The following is a 15,829-nucleotide window of genomic DNA, read 5'->3' on the forward strand; positions in this document are numbered from 1 at the left end:
TTGTGACCTCTATTTCATCGATTATTCAGGGTACGCGACAGGGACGGCAGGTCATTAAGGTCGATGCCTTTGACCTGACGGGCCACCTGCGCAGGGTGATGTCGGGTGATGGAGAGTGCCGCCAAAACTGCCGGGAGCGACAAAACGATAAAAATAGCTGTTTGCCCAGGAAATACGCCGAGCAGCACGCCGCCCAGAGAGGAGCTGATAATGGCACCGCTGCGGCCAATACCGTGCATCCAGCACACGCCAGTGGCGCGCATTTCGGTGGGGTAGAAAGCCGGAGAAAATGCCTGTAAGCCGGTTTGCGCCCCGTTGATGCAGATACCTGCCATGAAGACCAGCAGTGCCAGCAGATTAGGGCCAAAGCCCCAGATTCCCTGCGATACCAGGCAGAAGCTGCCGAGTAGATAGAACAGGGCAATAACATATTTAGCTTTAAAACGGTCCATCAGCCCACCGACCAGCAGGCCGCCAACCGTTCCACCCAGCTGGAATAAGCCGGCAACAATTGCAGCGCGCTCCAGCGTCACACCGCCGGACCGCATAATGGTCGGCAACCAGCCGTTGAGCAGGTAGATGACAAACAGTCCCATAAAGTAGGTCAGCCACAGCACCAGCGTACCGCCCGCATAACCACGGCTGAACAGTTGCAGCACCTGGGCTTTCTTCGGGATCACCGGTGCATTAAGCACAAAGGCGGTCCCTGCGGCAAACTCACCGCCAAGGCGCTTAAGCACGGCGGCAATTTTGTCGCGACTGACCTTGCGTACCACCATATACATGGCCGATTCGGGTAACAGCCACAGCAGGAGGGGTAACATCAGCAGTGGCAGCAGGCCGCCAAAGCCCAATACCGCTTGCCAGCCATAGTGCGGCAGCATGCCAGCAGCAATGAATCCGCCCAGCCCGGAACCAATATTAAAGCCGCTGTACATCACGGTGATCATCAGGCTGCGGCGGCGCTCCGGCATATATTCCGACACCAGCGTAACGCAGTTTGGCATCACCGCACCCAGACCCAGACCGGTGAGAAAACGTAACACACCCATTTCCAGCGGCGTGCGGGCGAATGCGCTCAGCAGGCTGAAGCAGGCAAACACGGCAATCGACAGCAGCAGCACGCGCTTGCGCCCCAATTTGTCCGACCACGGCCCAGCGATCAGCGCGCCAATCGCCACGCCAAACATGGCGGCACCAAGAATAGGTCCCATTTCCGCATGACTAATGCCCCAATCTTCAATCAGGGCCGGTGCAATGAAACCCATTGCTGCCGCGTCGTAGCCATCAAACATGATGATGATGAAACACAGGGCGAGGGTCAGCCACTGGTATCCGGTGATCGGGCGGGCGTCGATCCAGCCTTTTACATCGATAATGTCGTGATTGCTCATAGGGTACGCTCTGATTTTTTTATTAATTACGTCGCCGGGTTAAGACTTTTCTCTGCGCTAATGGACATCAACGGCATCACTTTAACCCGACAGCAGGGAGAGTTATTATTATTTTTTGCTGTTAAAACAGCTTGTTAAAGGTATTTTTGTTTCGACTTCGATTACCAAATTAGGGGGGGAGCGTAAGTTTGTCTGCCATAAAATGGTTATCAAGGTATGAGTTTTGTTTATTTGGTGAGCTGTGTCGTAAATTTTGGCATTGGCAAATTCACGGGGAAATTGCCAATGACGGGCGGATAAAAGCGGGTCAAAAAGGGTATTGAGGAAAGTGGACTATCGGCTGGGAAAGTGAGGATAAAGCGTAAGGCGTTGGCGGTGAGTTTGAAATCGAAATGGGCGGGTGGGAAACAAAAGGTTAGCGGAGAATGTCCTTAGACACGCTCCGCTAAAAAGGTATTACATGCGCTCGACGGTTTTAATGCCCAGCGTATCCAGACCTTGCTTCAGTGTCTTCGCGGTTAAGGCGGCCAGCTGCAGGCGGCTGTTGCGAATAGTCTCATCTTCGGCGGAGAGAATAGGGCAGTGCTCATAGAAGCCAGAGAACTGACCGGCCAGCTCATACAGGTAAGCACACATCACGTGTGGCGTGCCGTCGCGTGCCACCTGAGTAATCACCTCTTCGAACTGCAGCAAGCGGGTGGCCAGCTGCGCTTCGCGCTCTTCAGTCAGTACCATGTCGCCGCTCAGGCTATCGGCATCAATGCCGGCTTTGCGGAACACCGATAACACACGCGTGTAGGCATACTGCATGTAAGGCGCGGTATTGCCTTCAAATGCCAGCATGTTGTCCCAGTCGAAGATGTAATCGGTGGTGCGGCTTTTTGACAGGTCAGCGTATTTGACCGCGCCGATACCGACCACTTCTGACAGATCTTTCAGCTCTTGCGCCGACATCTCTGGATTCTTCTCGCTTACCAACGCATGCGCGCGCTCAACGGCTTCATCCAGCAGGTCCGCGAGGCGAATGGTGCCGCCGCTGCGGGTTTTGAACGGACGGCCATCTTTGCCCAGCATCATGCCAAACGCATGGTGTTCCAGCGGAACCGATTCTGGCACATAACCGGCTTTGCGCACGATGGTCCACGCCTGCTGCAGATGCTGATGCTGACGCGAATCGATGTAGTACAGCACGCGATCGGCATGCAGGGTTTCGAAGCGGTATTTGGCGCAGGCGATGTCGGTGGTGGTGTAGAGATAGCCGCCATCTTTCTTCTGAATGATCACGCCCATCGGTTCGCCTTCCTTGTTTTTAAACTCATCAAGGAAAACCACGGTGGCGCCTTCGCTGGTAACCGCCAGACCTTTTTCACGCAAATCAGCGACGATGCCCGGCAGCATGTCGTTGTACAGGCTTTCGCCCATCACGTCTTTGCGCGTCAACGTTACGTTCAGGCGGTCGTAAACCAGCTGGTTCTGACTCATGGTGATATCGACCAGCTTCTTCCACATGCTGCGGCAATACTCATCGCCACCTTGCAGTTTCACCACGTAGCTACGCGCGCGTTCCGCAAAGGCTTCGTCGGCGTCATAGGTGATTTTAGCTTCGCGGTAGAAGGCTTCTAAATCGGCCAGCGCGATCTCTTCGTGATTTTCATTCTGCTGCTTTTCCAGATAGGCAATCAGCATGCCGAACTGCGTGCCCCAGTCACCGACGTGGTTGGCGCGAATCACCTTGTGACCGAGAAACTCCAGCGTACGCACGGCAGCATCACCGATGATGGTGGAGCGCACGTGACCGACGTGCATCTGCTTCGCCACGTTCGGCGCGGAGTAATCCACCACGATAGTTTGCGGCGCAACGGTGCTTACGCCCAGGCGCGGCAGCTGCAGGGCCTGCGCGGTTTGCGCCGCCAGCCATGCACGGTCCAGAAAGATGTTGATAAAGCCGGGACCGGCAATTTCGACCTTGCTGGCGATGCCGATGAGGTCCAGGTGCTGAATCACTTGCTCAGCCAGTTGGCGCGGTGCCTGACCCAGTTTTTTCGCCACGGCCATGATACCGTTGGCCTGGTAATCACCGAACTGCACTTTCGCAGACTGACGAACCTGAGGTTCGCAATCGGCAGGCGCACCCGCCGCTACCATTGCCTGACTGACTTTGTCGGAAAGAAGAGCCTGAATATTCACCGCGTTACCTTCATATGCTGAAAAGGCCCGCCTATTGGCGGCGAGCCGATGTCGTCATCCCGCAACTGCGCGGCGGGACGGAAAAATAGGAGGGGAAGTATACGTGAAATGTTAAAGTGAGTCAGCTTTTCGGTATGCTGTAAGGCGCAACATCGGGCCCTCAGCGCCGATTAACGGCGCCGTGGGTGACGACGAGGATTTTTAACGCTTTTGTCTTCACGCACCTTCCAATGGCGGGAAATTGCAAATCCCATTAATGCAATCAGGACCGCGACAACAATGAGCATAGACATAAGGCCGTTCCTTGTAGTTGTGAAACCCAAATTTATAAGAAAGGGTTTCTGGCTGCAATTGTTTGCAACTTAAATAAGAGTTATCTCATTGTATTAACTATTTTCAATAATAACAGTAGTTTAAGTCACTTTCATAAAGTAACTGCTGGACCTGATTTGACGATAAATCCGAAATGAATGGGCAATTTATGCGGTTTTGAGCCTTTTTGATGCGGAAATCGGATGAATCCGACAATTTTGTCAAGCGGAATCAATACTTATCAATTTTCAAAACGATTAATAAACCTGAACAGATGTAGAGGTAAAAGCGTGACGCAGACCAACTTTCCTATGGAACTGGATGATTTAAAACAAGACTTGACTCATTTTGAGCACTCTTTGCAAGATTTTGCAGAACGCTTAGGTATTCGGTTGGCTGAACATGAGGCCGATCACGTTGCGGTGCGCTGCCATCAAATCGCCACGGCGGAGCGCTGGAAAGCGGGATTTTTGCAAATTGGGAGCCAATTCTCTGAAGCGATCATCAATGGACGCCCAATCTGCCTGTTTAAACTGCATCAGCCATTGCAACTGGCGGGATGGCAAGTCGATGTGATTGAGCTGCCGTGGCCGGGGGAGAAACGTTATCGCCACGAAGGTTGGGAGCATGTGGAGATTGTGTTGCGCGGCGAACCGGAAACGCTTGGCATGCGCGCGATGGCACTGCTGTCAGATGACGCTTTGACACAGCCTGGTATCTCTTTCAAAACCAGTGCGCCAAAAGGGGAGAATGAGCGGTTGCCCAATCCGACGCTGGCGGTGACGGATGGGCAAACCACGATAAAATTTCATCCGTGGCGACTGGAAGAGATCGTCGCCAGCGAACAAGCTTAACGCTGCGCGGCGACCGCGCGCTGCAAGCGCGTGACCGCTTGCTCTAGCGTGTCGCGCGTACAGCCAAAGTTGAAGCGTACGAAATGATCGTCACCAAAATCATGGCCAGGCGAAAAGCCGAGTCCGTGCTGTTCAAAGTAGAGCGCGGGGCTGGCGACCGCTAACTGGCTGGCATCTATCCAGCCAAGATAAGTCGCTTCAGGCACCGCCATTCGCAGCTCCGGCAGGGCATTAACCTGCGCGACCAGAAAGTCACGGTTGGCGCGCAGATAATCCAGCTGCGCCGTTAGCCAGGCTTCGCCATCACGCCACGCCGCTTCCGCCGCCACTAACGCCAGAATATCAACGCCTGGCACGATACCTTCACGTACGCGTTTGAAGCGCTGGCGTAATTCCGCATTGGGTATAATCGCCATCGAGGCGCCTAATCCAGCAATATTGAAGGTTTTCGAAGGAGATAGCAGCGTAATGCTGCGCTGCGCGGCATCTTCACTCAAGGCGGCAAAGGGAATGTGCTGCACTTCCGGGGATAACAGCAGATCGCAATGGATCTCATCAGAGCAGACGATCAAATCATGTTGCTGCGCAAAGGCCAGCTGGGCTTCCAGCTCCTCACGGCGATAAACCGTACCACCGGGATTTTGCGGATTACACAACATCAGCAGGCGCTCATTGCCCTGCATCTCCGGAGCGTTGAGATCCATTACCCAGCGGCCGTCCTGTAAACGCAGCGGCAGGTTCACCTGCGCGCGATCGGCTAATTTTGCCGCGCCGCGAAACGGTGGATAGATTGGCGTGGGTGCCACCGTCGCTTCGCCTGACTCTGTGAATGCGCGGACCGAAAGATTCAAACCGCACACTACGCCAGGCAATAACACAATCCATTCCGGCTGAATATGCCAGTTGTAGCGCTGCGCTAATCGGGAAAGGGTGATATCAATCAAGCCGGTTGGTGTTGCGCCATAGCCAAAAACACCGTGTTCGGCGCGCTTTTTTATGGCCTCAATCACGCACGGCGGTGAACGAAAATCGCTGTCCGCCACCCAGAGCGGCAGCACATCACGATCGCCATATTTGTGCCATTTCAAACTATCGCTGTGACGACGGTCTATCCATTGATTAAAATCGAATGCCATTGTGCGAGTTCCACGTAAACTATCCAATTGAGCAGACTAACTGAAGCATTCCTCCCGAGCCAGAAGTCATGAAAAGGAGCAGGGTATGACGATACTGGAAATTTGTTGCTACGGCATCGACTGTGCAATGACTGCGCAGCTGTCCGGTGCCGATCGCGTGGAGCTGTGCAGCGCACCGCGCGAAGGTGGGTTGACGCCTTCAGCTGGCGTGCTGGAAGCCGCACGACGTGAAATTTCGATCCCGGTGCATCCTATCGTCCGTCCGCGCGGCGGCGATTTTTGTTACACCCACCATGAATTTGAATCGATGAAATCCGACGTTGCGCTGATGCGTGAACTGGGTTTTCCTGGGCTGGTCATCGGCATGCTGGATGAAGACGCGCATGTTGATATCGCCCGCATGCAGCAAATTATGAAGCTGTGTGATGGCATGGCCGTCACTTTCCATCGCGCCTTTGATTTGTGCCACAGCCCCAAACGTTCGTTAGAGGTGCTGGCTGATTTAGGCATCGCGCGTATTCTCACTTCCGGACAGCAACAGAGTGCCGAAGCAGGAATTGCATTATTACGGGAACTAAATGAACACAGCACGGGTCCGATTATTATGGCGGGTGCGGGCGTACGTTTGAGCAATATCCAGAAGTTCATTGACAGTGGATTGCAGGAAGTTCACAGCTCCGCCAGCCGATTAGTCGCTTCGCCGATGCGCTACCGTAAAGCCGGTGTTTCTATGTGCTCCGAAGCGGAAACCGATGAATTCAGTCGCTACTGCGTTGATGGTGATGTTGTTGAAGCCATGAAAAGCATGACGCAGTTGACCACCGTCCGGGTAGCCTGATTTCACGCCGATTTTGCCGCGCAGCACGCCAGTTCTAATGACGTGATGTTTGCAAGTACCAACCCCAGTTATTCTAACTGGGGTTCTTTTTGCCTGGCATCTTCATACTTCAAGTTACAGATGCGTTGGCTGCGTGCGTTCGCTCCAGTCACTTCCGGGTGTAATCACCTGGGGATTTGCGCACTTGCCGCCTTGCTGTCGTTCGCATTATTTTGGCGAAAGAGTTCACGTCGGCATAGCGTATTCCAGCAAACGATGCTTTGATTACTTATGGCTTCGTACGGATAACCTTCATGAAATCCTTCCCTTGTGCCGTTTTAGTGCTGCTTCTGCCTTACTGCGGCGTCGCGCTGGCGGTCAGCACTGCGTGTCCACCGATGAGCACAAACATTACCAGCAGCAATAACTGGATCATGCTGGGTGGTGATGCCAAAGGCGCGGTACGTCAGGTGGTGGCGGGCGAATTCGGCAAAGATGTGAACTCGCAAAAGCGCGTGCTCGGCCAGTTTGATCAATGCGGCGACTTGATGGTGGCCGATATCTCCTATGACAAAAATGAAGGCAACGTCATGCTGACGATGGAGCAGCATATTGCTCGCGTACAGCGCGGTTGGGTGGCGGAGTATGCTTATATCGTCAAAGTGATCAAGGCAGGGCAAGAGGAAGTGGTCGACAACCGGCAGGGCACCATTAGCTGGCAAATCGGACAGCATGGCAACATTGTTAGCTCGTCTGATAAATTTACCAGCATGGGTAAAGACGGCTTTACCGATACCACTTATCGTTACGATAAGCAGTTCCGAGTGGAAAAAAGCGTGGCTCGCGGCAGCGATACCATGACCAACGGCGAAAACAGCTGGCGCTGGAATCCGCAAGGATTGGTCACCTCATCCAGCAGCGCGCGCAGTAAAGATACTTACAGCTACGATAACCAGTGGCGGGAACTGCGCCTGAATGGCACGTCGACCACGCCGGTTAGCACGTTGCGCTCGGTCGATGAGTGTCAATTGTGGGATGAAGTGGGCAACTGCACATTGAGTTATCTGCATGAAACTGAAGTGTTTGCTAAAGGCACCATTGAACGCCATCTCAGCTCAGCTTATAAATACCAATACTGGAATTCGCCAGACGAATCAGCCACCCAGGATTAACGCCAAACGCACCGGAGTAAGAGAGAACATCGCATGACACTTATCCTTTCATTCCTCTTCGCCATCACCATTCTTACGCTTACACCCGGCTTTGATACTGCATTAGTGCTTCGTTCCGCCGCCGCGCAAGGCTGGAGACGCGCCTCGGTAACGGCGCTGGGCGTCACGCTGGGTTGTCTGGTGTGGGGCGTTGCGGTGGGACTGGGTTTGGGCGCGCTGCTGCTGGCCTCGGAAATGGCTTATAACCTGCTCAAATGGGTTGGCGCGGCTTATCTGCTCTATCTCGGCATCAAACTGTTAATCCATCCGCGCACACAGGCGGAAGAAGGCCAGCGCACCCAGAGCAAAGAACAACGTTATTTCGCCTGCTTCACGCGCGGTTTATTTGGCAACCTGTTAAATCCCAAAGTCGGTGTGTTCTACGTCACCTTCCTGCCACAGTTCATTCCAGCGGGCGCTTCGGTGCCGCTGTGGTGCACGCTAATGGCGCTCACGCATATGCTGATTGGTTTGGTGTGGAATGCGGTGCTGATTGGTAGCAGCCAGTACTTTGCCACGCATCTGCGTCGCCCGGCGGTGCTGAAAGTGATGGATCGCCTAACCGGCTGCGTCTTTATTGGTTTTGCCGCGAAGCTGGCGCTGTCGCGGCGTTAAGCGTTACGGCTTGCGGGCGACGAGCACCGCGCGCAGCGGCGCGGGATAACCTTCGATGGTTTTGCTGCTGTCATTAGGATCAAGGAATTCGGCCAGCGACTCGCTGGTCATCCAGCTGGTACGTCGCTGCTCTTCCACCGAGGTCACCGCATAATCGACAATGCGCACATCGACAAATCCACACTTCTCCAGCCAGCTTTTCAGGGCCGCCGCAGAGGGAATAAAGTACACATTTCGCATCTGCGCATAACGTTCACCCGGCACCAACACCGCGTTCTCGTCGCCTTCAATCACCAGCGTCTCCAGCACCAGCTCGCCTTCACTGACTAACTGATTTTTCAGCTGCATCAGGTGATCAAGTGGCGAACGACGGTGATAAAGCACGCCCATGGAAAATACGGTATCAAACGCCTGCAACGCCGGTAACTGCTCAATACCCAGCGGCAGCAAATGCGCCCGACGATCGTCGCCCAGCAACTTACGTACCGCTTCAAACTGGCACAAAAATAGCTGCATGGGATCGATGCCCACCACCAGCTTGGCTCCCGCGCCAATCATACGCCACATGTGATAACCGCTGCCGCAACCGACATCCAGCACCGTGCGATGCTGCAAAGGAGAAATGTGCGGTAACACGCGATCCCATTTCCAGTCGGAACGCCATTCGGTGTCGATCTCGGTACCGTACAGCGAATAAGGGCCTTTACGCCACGGCATCAAATTGCGCAGCAGATTCTCAATGCCAAGGCGTTGACGATCGGTCAGATCGTCAACATCAGCGCTCACGCTGTGCAATAAATCCAGCTTCTGTGGAGTCAGCAGCGGCAGATAATCGACCGACTTCTCCCAATCGCGAAACTTGCCGTGCAGGTTTTCACGCTGCCATGCGGCGACCTGAGCAGGTAATACTTCCAGCCAACTGGCGAGCGGGCCGGTGGCAATCTGCTGATAAAAACGGCCAAACTCAATCATTTCAACGCCACCAACGAACCAAAATTAAAGCACTGGAACCACAGCTCCGCATGTTTGAAACCGGCGGTTTTCAGCCGCGCTTTATGCGCTTCTACGCTATCAGTCAGCATCACGTTCTCCAGCATGCTACGTTTCTGGCTGATCTCCAGCTCGCTGTAACCGTTCGCGCGTTTAAAATCGTGATGCATATTGAACAACAGCTCGCCGACCTCGGCATCCTCAAAGCTGAACTTCTCTGACAGCACCAGCGCACCGCCTGGGTTCAGCCCTTGCACAATCTTCTTCAGCAGCGCGAGACGTGCCGGCGGTTCTAGGAATTGCAGGGTAAAGTTCAGCACCACCAGCGAGGCGTTCTCAATGTGGATATCCTGAATATCGGCTTCAATCACCTGCACCGGCGTATCCGCGCGGAAGGCGTCGATGTGACGACGGCAGCGCTCAACCATCGCCGGCGAATTATCGACGGCAATAATCTGGCAGCCCGGCACATGAATATTGCGGCGAACCGACAACGTGGCGGCACCCAGCGAGCAGCCGAGATCGTAAACCTGGCTATTCGGTTGAACGAAGCGTTCTGCCAGCATGCCAATCATCGAAATGATGTTGGAGTAACCCGGCACCGAGCGCTGAATCATATCGGGAAAGACTTCAGCCACGCGCTCGTCAAAGGTCCAGTCGCCCAGCTTATCGATGGGCGCGGAAAATAGCGTATCGCGATCAGACATAATGAAAGGTCCGGAGAGAAAACGGAAAGGGCGCTATTTTGGCAGAAACGCGGGCAGGCTGCACCCTTTGCGTTGCGTCTAGAACAGGCTCGACTGCTGCGGCCAATCGGGCAGATCGCGCAACGAGGGTTCCAGCTGCTGCAACTGCGGCCACAGCGCCTGAATCAGGGGAAACACCTCGCCCATATCTGGCGTGTGAATAAACAGCATCGGATCACATTCAGCCTGCCACGCGGCGATTTTGCTGTGCCACGGCTGAAACAGCGGCACGCTCTCCGCCACGCTATCGCTGCCGATAAAACGCACCATGGGTTGCGAGCCGGTTTGCACCGCATGTGGCGGCACGCGCGGCTTCTTCGCTCTGGCCTCAACGGCGGCGGCGGTTTGTGAAGTCGAGGCATGTACCGGGCGGCTATCCAGAATCACCCGATTCACCCCGCGCTGCAGCAAACCGCGATTCAGCGCGCGCTCGGCTTCACCTTTGGCAAAAAACGCCGGATGGCGCACTTCAACGCCGTACTGAAAGATACGCGGCAAACTATCAAGAAATGCCCATAAATCGCTGAGCTGCGCCGGTGAGAATGCGGCGGGCAGCTGTAACCAATATTGGCCGATGCGGTTGCTGAGTGGATCGAGCATGCGGAAAAATTCCGTCAGCAGCTCATCGCAGTTTCGCAGCGCGGCTTTGTGGCTGATGCTATCGGGAAACTTAAAGCAGAAGCGGAAATCGTCATGAGTCATATCGCGCCAGCGCAGCACCACTTCCGGCTTCGGCAGCGCATACAATGTGGTGTTGCCTTCAACGCAGCCAAACAGCTGTGCGTAATCGGCTAACGTCGCTAAACCGAACTGTTTCCAGTGCGCATGCTGCCATTGCGGTAATCCAATGCGAAGTGTCAAACGCGAACTCCTGAATCCTTTTGGGCGGGAAAGGGCGGCTTAATGTAACCTGTTTTCATGTCGGCAGGAAAAACAGCGCGATAAAACATAATGTTTTGTCCGCTTTGATCTGGCTCCACTTATCCTGCCTGGGTTTTTCCATTATAATAGCCGCCTTTTTTGCGACAGCATCTCAGAAGGTTACGCGGCCTGATGCTGTCTGGCAGCAGCGGCGAAGTTAAAAGGATACGTTATGCGTACAGAATATTGCGGACAGCTCAATCTGTCTCATGTGGGTCAGCAAGTCACTCTCTGCGGCTGGGTAAATCGCCGTCGCGATCTGGGTAGCCTGATTTTTATCGATATGCGCGACCGTGAAGGTATCGCACAGGTGTTCTTCGATTCCGACCGTCAGGACGCTTTCCAGCTGGCATCTGAGCTGCGTAACGAATTCTGTATCCAGATCACCGGCACCGTTCGTGCACGTGACGAAAAGAACAAAAACAGCGACATGGCGACTGGCGAAGTGGAAGTGTTTGCCCATGAGCTGAACATCATCAACCGTGCAGAACCGCTGCCGCTGGACTCAAACCAGACCAACAGCGAAGAAGCGCGTCTGACGTATCGCTATCTGGACCTGCGTCGTCCGGAAATGGCACAGCGTTTAAAAACCCGCGCTAAAATTACCAGCTTCGTGCGTCGCTTTATGGACGACCAGGGATTCCTTGATATCGAAACCCCGATGCTGACCAAAGCCACGCCAGAAGGTGCGCGTGACTATCTGGTGCCGAGCCGCGTGCATAAAGGTAAATTCTACGCGCTGCCGCAGTCGCCACAGCTGTTCAAACAGCTGCTGATGATGTCGGGTTTTGACCGCTATTATCAAATCGTTAAGTGTTTCCGCGACGAAGATTTGCGTGCTGACCGTCAGCCTGAATTTACCCAGATCGACGTTGAAACCTCTTTCATGACTGCCGAGCAGGTCCGTGAAAAGATGGAACGTCTGATTCGTGAATTGTGGATTGACATCAAGGGCGTCGATCTCGGTGACTTCCCGCAGATGACCTTTGCCGAAGCGATGAACCGTTACGGCTCCGATAAGCCAGACCTGCGTAATCCTATGGAGCTGGTGGACGTTGCTGACCTGCTGAAAAACGTTGAGTTCCAGGTGTTTGCGGGTCCAGCCAACGATGCGAAAGGTCGCGTTGCTGCGCTGCGTGTACCGGGCGGTGCAGCGCTGACGCGTAAGCAAATTGATGAATACGGCAAGTTCGTTGAAATCTACGGCGCCAAAGGTTTGGCGTGGATGAAGATCAACGAGCGCGCGAAAGGTTTCGAAGGCGTACAGAGCCCGGTAGCGAAATTCCTTACTGCAGAGATCGTTGAAGCGATCCTGAACCGCACATCCGCACAAGATGGCGACCTGATCTTCTTCGGCGCCGACCGCGCTAAAGTGGTCGCCGATGCGCTGGGCGCACTGCGTCTGAAGGTTGGCCGCGATCTGCAAATCACGGATGACAAAGCCTGGGCGCCGCTGTGGGTGATCGACTTCCCAATGTTTGAAGAAGATGAAGAGGGCGGCCTGGCAGCGATGCACCATCCGTTCACTTCGCCGAAAGAGATGAGCGCTGAAGCGCTGGCGACCGATCCGGTACAAGCGGTAGCCAACGCTTACGATATGGTGATTAACGGTTACGAAGTGGGTGGCGGTTCGGTACGTATCCACAGCGGCAAAATGCAGCAGACGGTATTCAGCATTCTCGGCATTACCGAAGAAGAGCAGCGTGAGAAGTTTGGCTTCCTGCTTGATGCGCTGAAATACGGCACGCCGCCACACGCGGGCCTGGCGTTTGGTCTGGATCGTCTGACCATGCTGCTGACCGGCACCGATAACATCCGTGATGTGATCGCGTTCCCGAAAACCACCGCCGCAGCGTGCATGATGACCGAAGCCCCAAGTGAAGCTAATCCAGCGGCGCTGCTGGATTTAGGCATTCTGGTGGCACCGAAGAAAGAAAAGTCAGAGAACAAGTAATGGGCTTTAAACATCCGGTATCGGTGCTGGTGGTGATTTTTGCGCGAGATACCGGCCGGGTGTTAATGCTGCAGCGACGTGATGACGATAGCTTCTGGCAATCCGTAACCGGCAGCCTGGAAGCGGGAGAAACCCCGCGCCAGGCGGCGCTGCGTGAAGTGTTAGAGGAGCTCGCCATCGACATTGCCGATGAAAAGTTAGTGCTGGACGATTGCCACAAACAAATTGAGTTTGAAATCTTCCCGCACTACCGTCATCGCTACGCACCGGGCACCACGCACAATCGCGAACACTGGTTCAGATTGGCGTTACCTGCAGAGCGCGACCTGCTGCTCACTGAGCATCTCGCCGCGCGCTGGCTCGATCCCGTCGCTGCCGCAGCCCTCACCAAGTCCTGGAGTAACCGCCAGGCAATTGAAGAATTTATCTGAATGCTCGCCGCCGCGCGTTATTCCAGCGGCGAATGATTTAAATTCTATGAATCGGGTGAGTTTTCAATAAACGCACCGAACAATATCGAACAGTCAGGCGTAATCGGCGCCGCGAGGTTGTCCACCGCCAGCGCACAGCAACCGGAGCGTACTTATGTACGTGAGGATTGCGAGCACTGCCGGGGGACAAGATCGCAAGTAAGATAGCCTGCACCCAGTAAAAGATCGGAGAATATGCAAGATGGCTGGACACAGTAAATGGGCGAACACCAAGCACCGCAAGGCTGCTCAGGACGCTAAGCGCGGTAAAATCTTCACCAAAATCATTCGCGAGCTGGTGACCGCCGCGAAACTCGGTGGCGGCGATGCCGGCTCCAACCCGCGTCTGCGCGCCGCAATGGACAAAGCGCTGTCTAACAACATGACGCGTGACACCATGAACCGTGCGATTGCACGCGGCGTGGGCGGTGAAGATGATTCCAACATGGAAACCATCATTTATGAAGGTTACGGTCCGGGCGGCTCAGCGGTGATGATTGAGTGCCTGAGCGACAACCGCAACCGTACCGTGGGCGAAGTGCGTCATGCCTTCACCAAAACCGGTGGCAACCTCGGAACTGACGGTTCAGTTTCTTACCTGTTCAGCAAGAAGGGCATTATCTCCTTCGCGCCTGGCCAGGACGAAGATGCGGTAATGGAAGCGGCGCTGGAAGCCGGCGCAGAAGATGTCGTTGCCTATGACGACGGCGCGATCGATGTGTTCACCGCGTGGGAAGAGATGGGTGCGGTGCGTGATGCGCTGGAAGCGGGCGGCCTGAAAGCGGATAGCGCTGAAGTTTCAATGATCCCTTCAACCAAAGCCGAAATGGATGCTGAAACTGCGCCGAAACTGCTGCGTCTGATCGACATGCTGGAAGACTGTGATGATGTGCAGGAAGTTTACCATAACGGTGAAATCTCTGATGAGATCGCAGAAACGCTGTAATGGCGTTGCTTAAAACCCCCATCACCGGAGACGCGCTGTGGCGATAATTCTCGGGATCGATCCCGGCTCGCGCGTCACCGGTTACGGTGTCATCCGCCAAACCGGCCGCCAGCTTACCTATTTAGGCAGCGGCTGTATCCGCACTAACGTCACCGATCTGCCGTCACGTCTCAAACTGATCTATGCAGGCGTCAGCGAAATTATCACGCAATTCTCACCCGACTACTTCGCTATTGAGCAGGTATTTATGGCGAAGAATGCCGACTCAGCGCTTAAGCTGGGCCAGGCGCGCGGCGCGGCGATTGTCGCCGCGGTGAATCATGATTTGCCGGTGTTTGAATATGCGGCGCGTCAAGTTAAGCAAACCGTGACCGGAACCGGTGGCGCAGAGAAAAGCCAGGTGCAGCATATGGTGCGCACCTTGCTGAAACTGCCGGCCAATCCGCAAGCCGATGCCGCTGATGCACTGGCCATTGCCATTACGCATTGCCATATGAGTCAAAACGCTGCACGTATCAGCGATAGCAAATTGGTGATGACGCGTGGTCGTATGCGGTCGGGTTAGCGGAAACCTAATACACAGCGAAGCTGGATATTCATCCAGCTTTTTTTATGGTATATACACAGGCTTACTTATCAGATTAAGGAACTGCTCAGGTGATTGGTCGTTTACGAGGCAATATTCTGGAAAAACAGCCGCCGCTGGTGTTAATTGAGGCGCACGGTGTCGGTTATGAAGTGCACATGCCAATGACCTGCTTTTACGAGCTGCCGGAAATTAATCAGGAAGCGATCATCTTTACCCAGTTTGTGGTGCGTGAAGATGCGCAGCTACTGTTCGGTTTCAATAACAAGCAGGAACGCACGCTGTTCCGCGAGTTAGTGAAAGTAAATGGCGTAGGACCAAAACTGGCGCTGGCGATTCTGTCTGGCATGTCGGCACAGCAATTCGTTACTGCGGTTGAGCGACAAGAGATTGCATCACTGATTAAACTGCCGGGCGTGGGCAAAAAAACCGCCGAACGTTTGATCGTGGAAATGAAGGATCGCTTCATCGGTATGCATGGTGATCTGTTTGGTGGTGATTCAACCTTTACGTTAACGACGCCATCTGCTGCGCAGGATAACAATGATGCTGAAGCGGAAGCGGTTTCGGCGCTGGTTGCCCTTGGTTATAAACCACAGGAAGCCAGCCGAATGATCAGTAAAGTGGGTAAACCGGATGCGGATTGCGAAACCCTGATTCGTGAAGCCCTGCGCGCAGCTATTTGAGGTA

General features: G+C 54.4%; 16 protein-coding genes. 9 read left to right on the top strand and 7 right to left on the bottom strand.

What is annotated here, in order from left to right; all coding sequences use genetic code 11:
* Positions 1-14: 14 nt before the first annotated feature.
* From WFL93_RS12115 to WFL93_RS12125, 3 genes are all read right to left on the bottom strand, one after another.
* The gene (locus WFL93_RS12115) at positions 15-1,394 is read right to left on the bottom strand and encodes an MFS transporter (RefSeq protein WP_007892813.1); all 1,380 of its coding nucleotides are present in this window, start codon (positions 1,392-1,394) and stop codon (positions 15-17) included.
* Positions 1,395-1,850: 456 nt separating this feature from the next.
* Entirely contained in the window at positions 1,851-3,581 is a 1,731-nt protein-coding gene (gene argS / locus WFL93_RS12120; RefSeq protein WP_336778230.1) for an arginine--tRNA ligase, read from the bottom strand.
* A 170-nt stretch (positions 3,582-3,751) separates the two neighbouring features.
* On the bottom strand, positions 3,752-3,874 hold the full coding sequence (locus WFL93_RS12125; protein WP_007889544.1) for a hypothetical protein: 123 nt from the start codon (positions 3,872-3,874) through the stop codon (positions 3,752-3,754).
* Positions 3,875-4,204: 330 nt separating this feature from the next.
* On the opposite strand from WFL93_RS12125, the gene WFL93_RS12130 reads away from it, so the two are divergent.
* Positions 4,205-4,747: a VOC family protein gene (locus WFL93_RS12130; protein WP_049852275.1), complete on the top strand. Its 543-nt coding sequence runs from the start codon at positions 4,205-4,207 to the stop codon at positions 4,745-4,747.
* On the opposite strand, the gene WFL93_RS12135 is transcribed toward WFL93_RS12130, so the two are convergent.
* Positions 4,744-5,883, bottom strand: a complete 1,140-nt coding sequence (locus WFL93_RS12135; RefSeq protein WP_336778231.1) for a MalY/PatB family protein — start codon at positions 5,881-5,883, stop codon at positions 4,744-4,746. The two genes, WFL93_RS12130 and WFL93_RS12135, sit on opposite strands and share 4 nt — an antisense overlap.
* A gap of 85 nt (positions 5,884-5,968) precedes the next feature.
* Between WFL93_RS12135 and cutC the strand changes: the two genes are divergently transcribed.
* From cutC to WFL93_RS12150, 3 genes are all read left to right on the top strand, one after another.
* Positions 5,969-6,721: a copper homeostasis protein CutC gene (gene cutC, locus WFL93_RS12140; protein WP_336778232.1), complete on the top strand. Its 753-nt coding sequence runs from the start codon at positions 5,969-5,971 to the stop codon at positions 6,719-6,721.
* Positions 6,722-7,014: 293 nt separating this feature from the next.
* On the top strand, positions 7,015-7,872 hold the full coding sequence (locus WFL93_RS12145; protein ID WP_336778233.1) for a hypothetical protein: 858 nt from the start codon (positions 7,015-7,017) through the stop codon (positions 7,870-7,872).
* Between the two features lie 33 nt (positions 7,873-7,905).
* Entirely contained in the window at positions 7,906-8,526 is a 621-nt protein-coding gene (locus WFL93_RS12150) for a LysE family translocator (protein ID WP_007889549.1), read from the top strand.
* Between the two features lie 3 nt (positions 8,527-8,529).
* Here the strand turns inward: WFL93_RS12150 and cmoB are convergent, their stop codons facing one another.
* The 3 genes from cmoB to WFL93_RS12165 all read right to left on the bottom strand — a co-directional run bounded on the left by cmoB (position 8,530) and on the right by WFL93_RS12165 (position 11,123).
* The gene (cmoB, locus tag WFL93_RS12155) at positions 8,530-9,498 is read right to left on the bottom strand and encodes a tRNA 5-methoxyuridine(34)/uridine 5-oxyacetic acid(34) synthase CmoB (protein ID WP_007889551.1); all 969 of its coding nucleotides are present in this window, start codon (positions 9,496-9,498) and stop codon (positions 8,530-8,532) included.
* Positions 9,495-10,223, bottom strand: coding sequence for a carboxy-S-adenosyl-L-methionine synthase CmoA (gene cmoA, locus WFL93_RS12160; RefSeq protein WP_007889552.1), 729 nt, complete (start codon positions 10,221-10,223; stop codon positions 9,495-9,497). The genes cmoB and cmoA overlap by 4 nt, the downstream gene beginning before the upstream one ends.
* Before the next feature lie 78 nt (positions 10,224-10,301).
* On the bottom strand, positions 10,302-11,123 hold the full coding sequence (locus tag WFL93_RS12165) for a DUF72 domain-containing protein (RefSeq protein ID WP_336778234.1): 822 nt from the start codon (positions 11,121-11,123) through the stop codon (positions 10,302-10,304).
* Between the two features lie 232 nt (positions 11,124-11,355).
* Between WFL93_RS12165 and aspS the strand changes: the two genes are divergently transcribed.
* The 5 genes from aspS to ruvA all read left to right on the top strand — a co-directional run bounded on the left by aspS (position 11,356) and on the right by ruvA (position 15,825).
* On the top strand, positions 11,356-13,137 hold the full coding sequence (aspS, locus tag WFL93_RS12170) for an aspartate--tRNA ligase (protein ID WP_007889555.1): 1,782 nt from the start codon (positions 11,356-11,358) through the stop codon (positions 13,135-13,137).
* Positions 13,137-13,568 (top strand): dihydroneopterin triphosphate diphosphatase, encoded by a 432-nt coding sequence (gene nudB / locus WFL93_RS12175; protein WP_007889556.1) that lies wholly within the window; start codon positions 13,137-13,139, stop codon positions 13,566-13,568. The genes aspS and nudB overlap by 1 nt, the downstream gene beginning before the upstream one ends.
* Before the next feature lie 241 nt (positions 13,569-13,809).
* Positions 13,810-14,553 carry a YebC/PmpR family DNA-binding transcriptional regulator gene (locus WFL93_RS12180; protein ID WP_336778235.1) on the top strand — a complete coding sequence of 248 codons (744 nt, stop codon included), beginning with the start codon at positions 13,810-13,812 and terminating at the stop codon, positions 14,551-14,553.
* Between the two features lie 37 nt (positions 14,554-14,590).
* The gene (gene ruvC, locus WFL93_RS12185) at positions 14,591-15,118 is read left to right on the top strand and encodes a crossover junction endodeoxyribonuclease RuvC (RefSeq protein WP_007889558.1); all 528 of its coding nucleotides are present in this window, start codon (positions 14,591-14,593) and stop codon (positions 15,116-15,118) included.
* A 92-nt stretch (positions 15,119-15,210) separates the two neighbouring features.
* Positions 15,211-15,825 carry a Holliday junction branch migration protein RuvA gene (gene ruvA, locus WFL93_RS12190; RefSeq protein ID WP_007889559.1) on the top strand — a complete coding sequence of 205 codons (615 nt, stop codon included), beginning with the start codon at positions 15,211-15,213 and terminating at the stop codon, positions 15,823-15,825.
* The last annotated feature ends 4 nt before the right edge of the window (positions 15,826-15,829 follow it).

The sequence above is a fragment of the Pantoea sp. USHLN256 genome (assembly GCF_037149875.1).
In the GTDB taxonomy this organism is placed as follows: Bacteria; Pseudomonadota; Gammaproteobacteria; order Enterobacterales; family Enterobacteriaceae; genus Pantoea; species Pantoea nemavictus.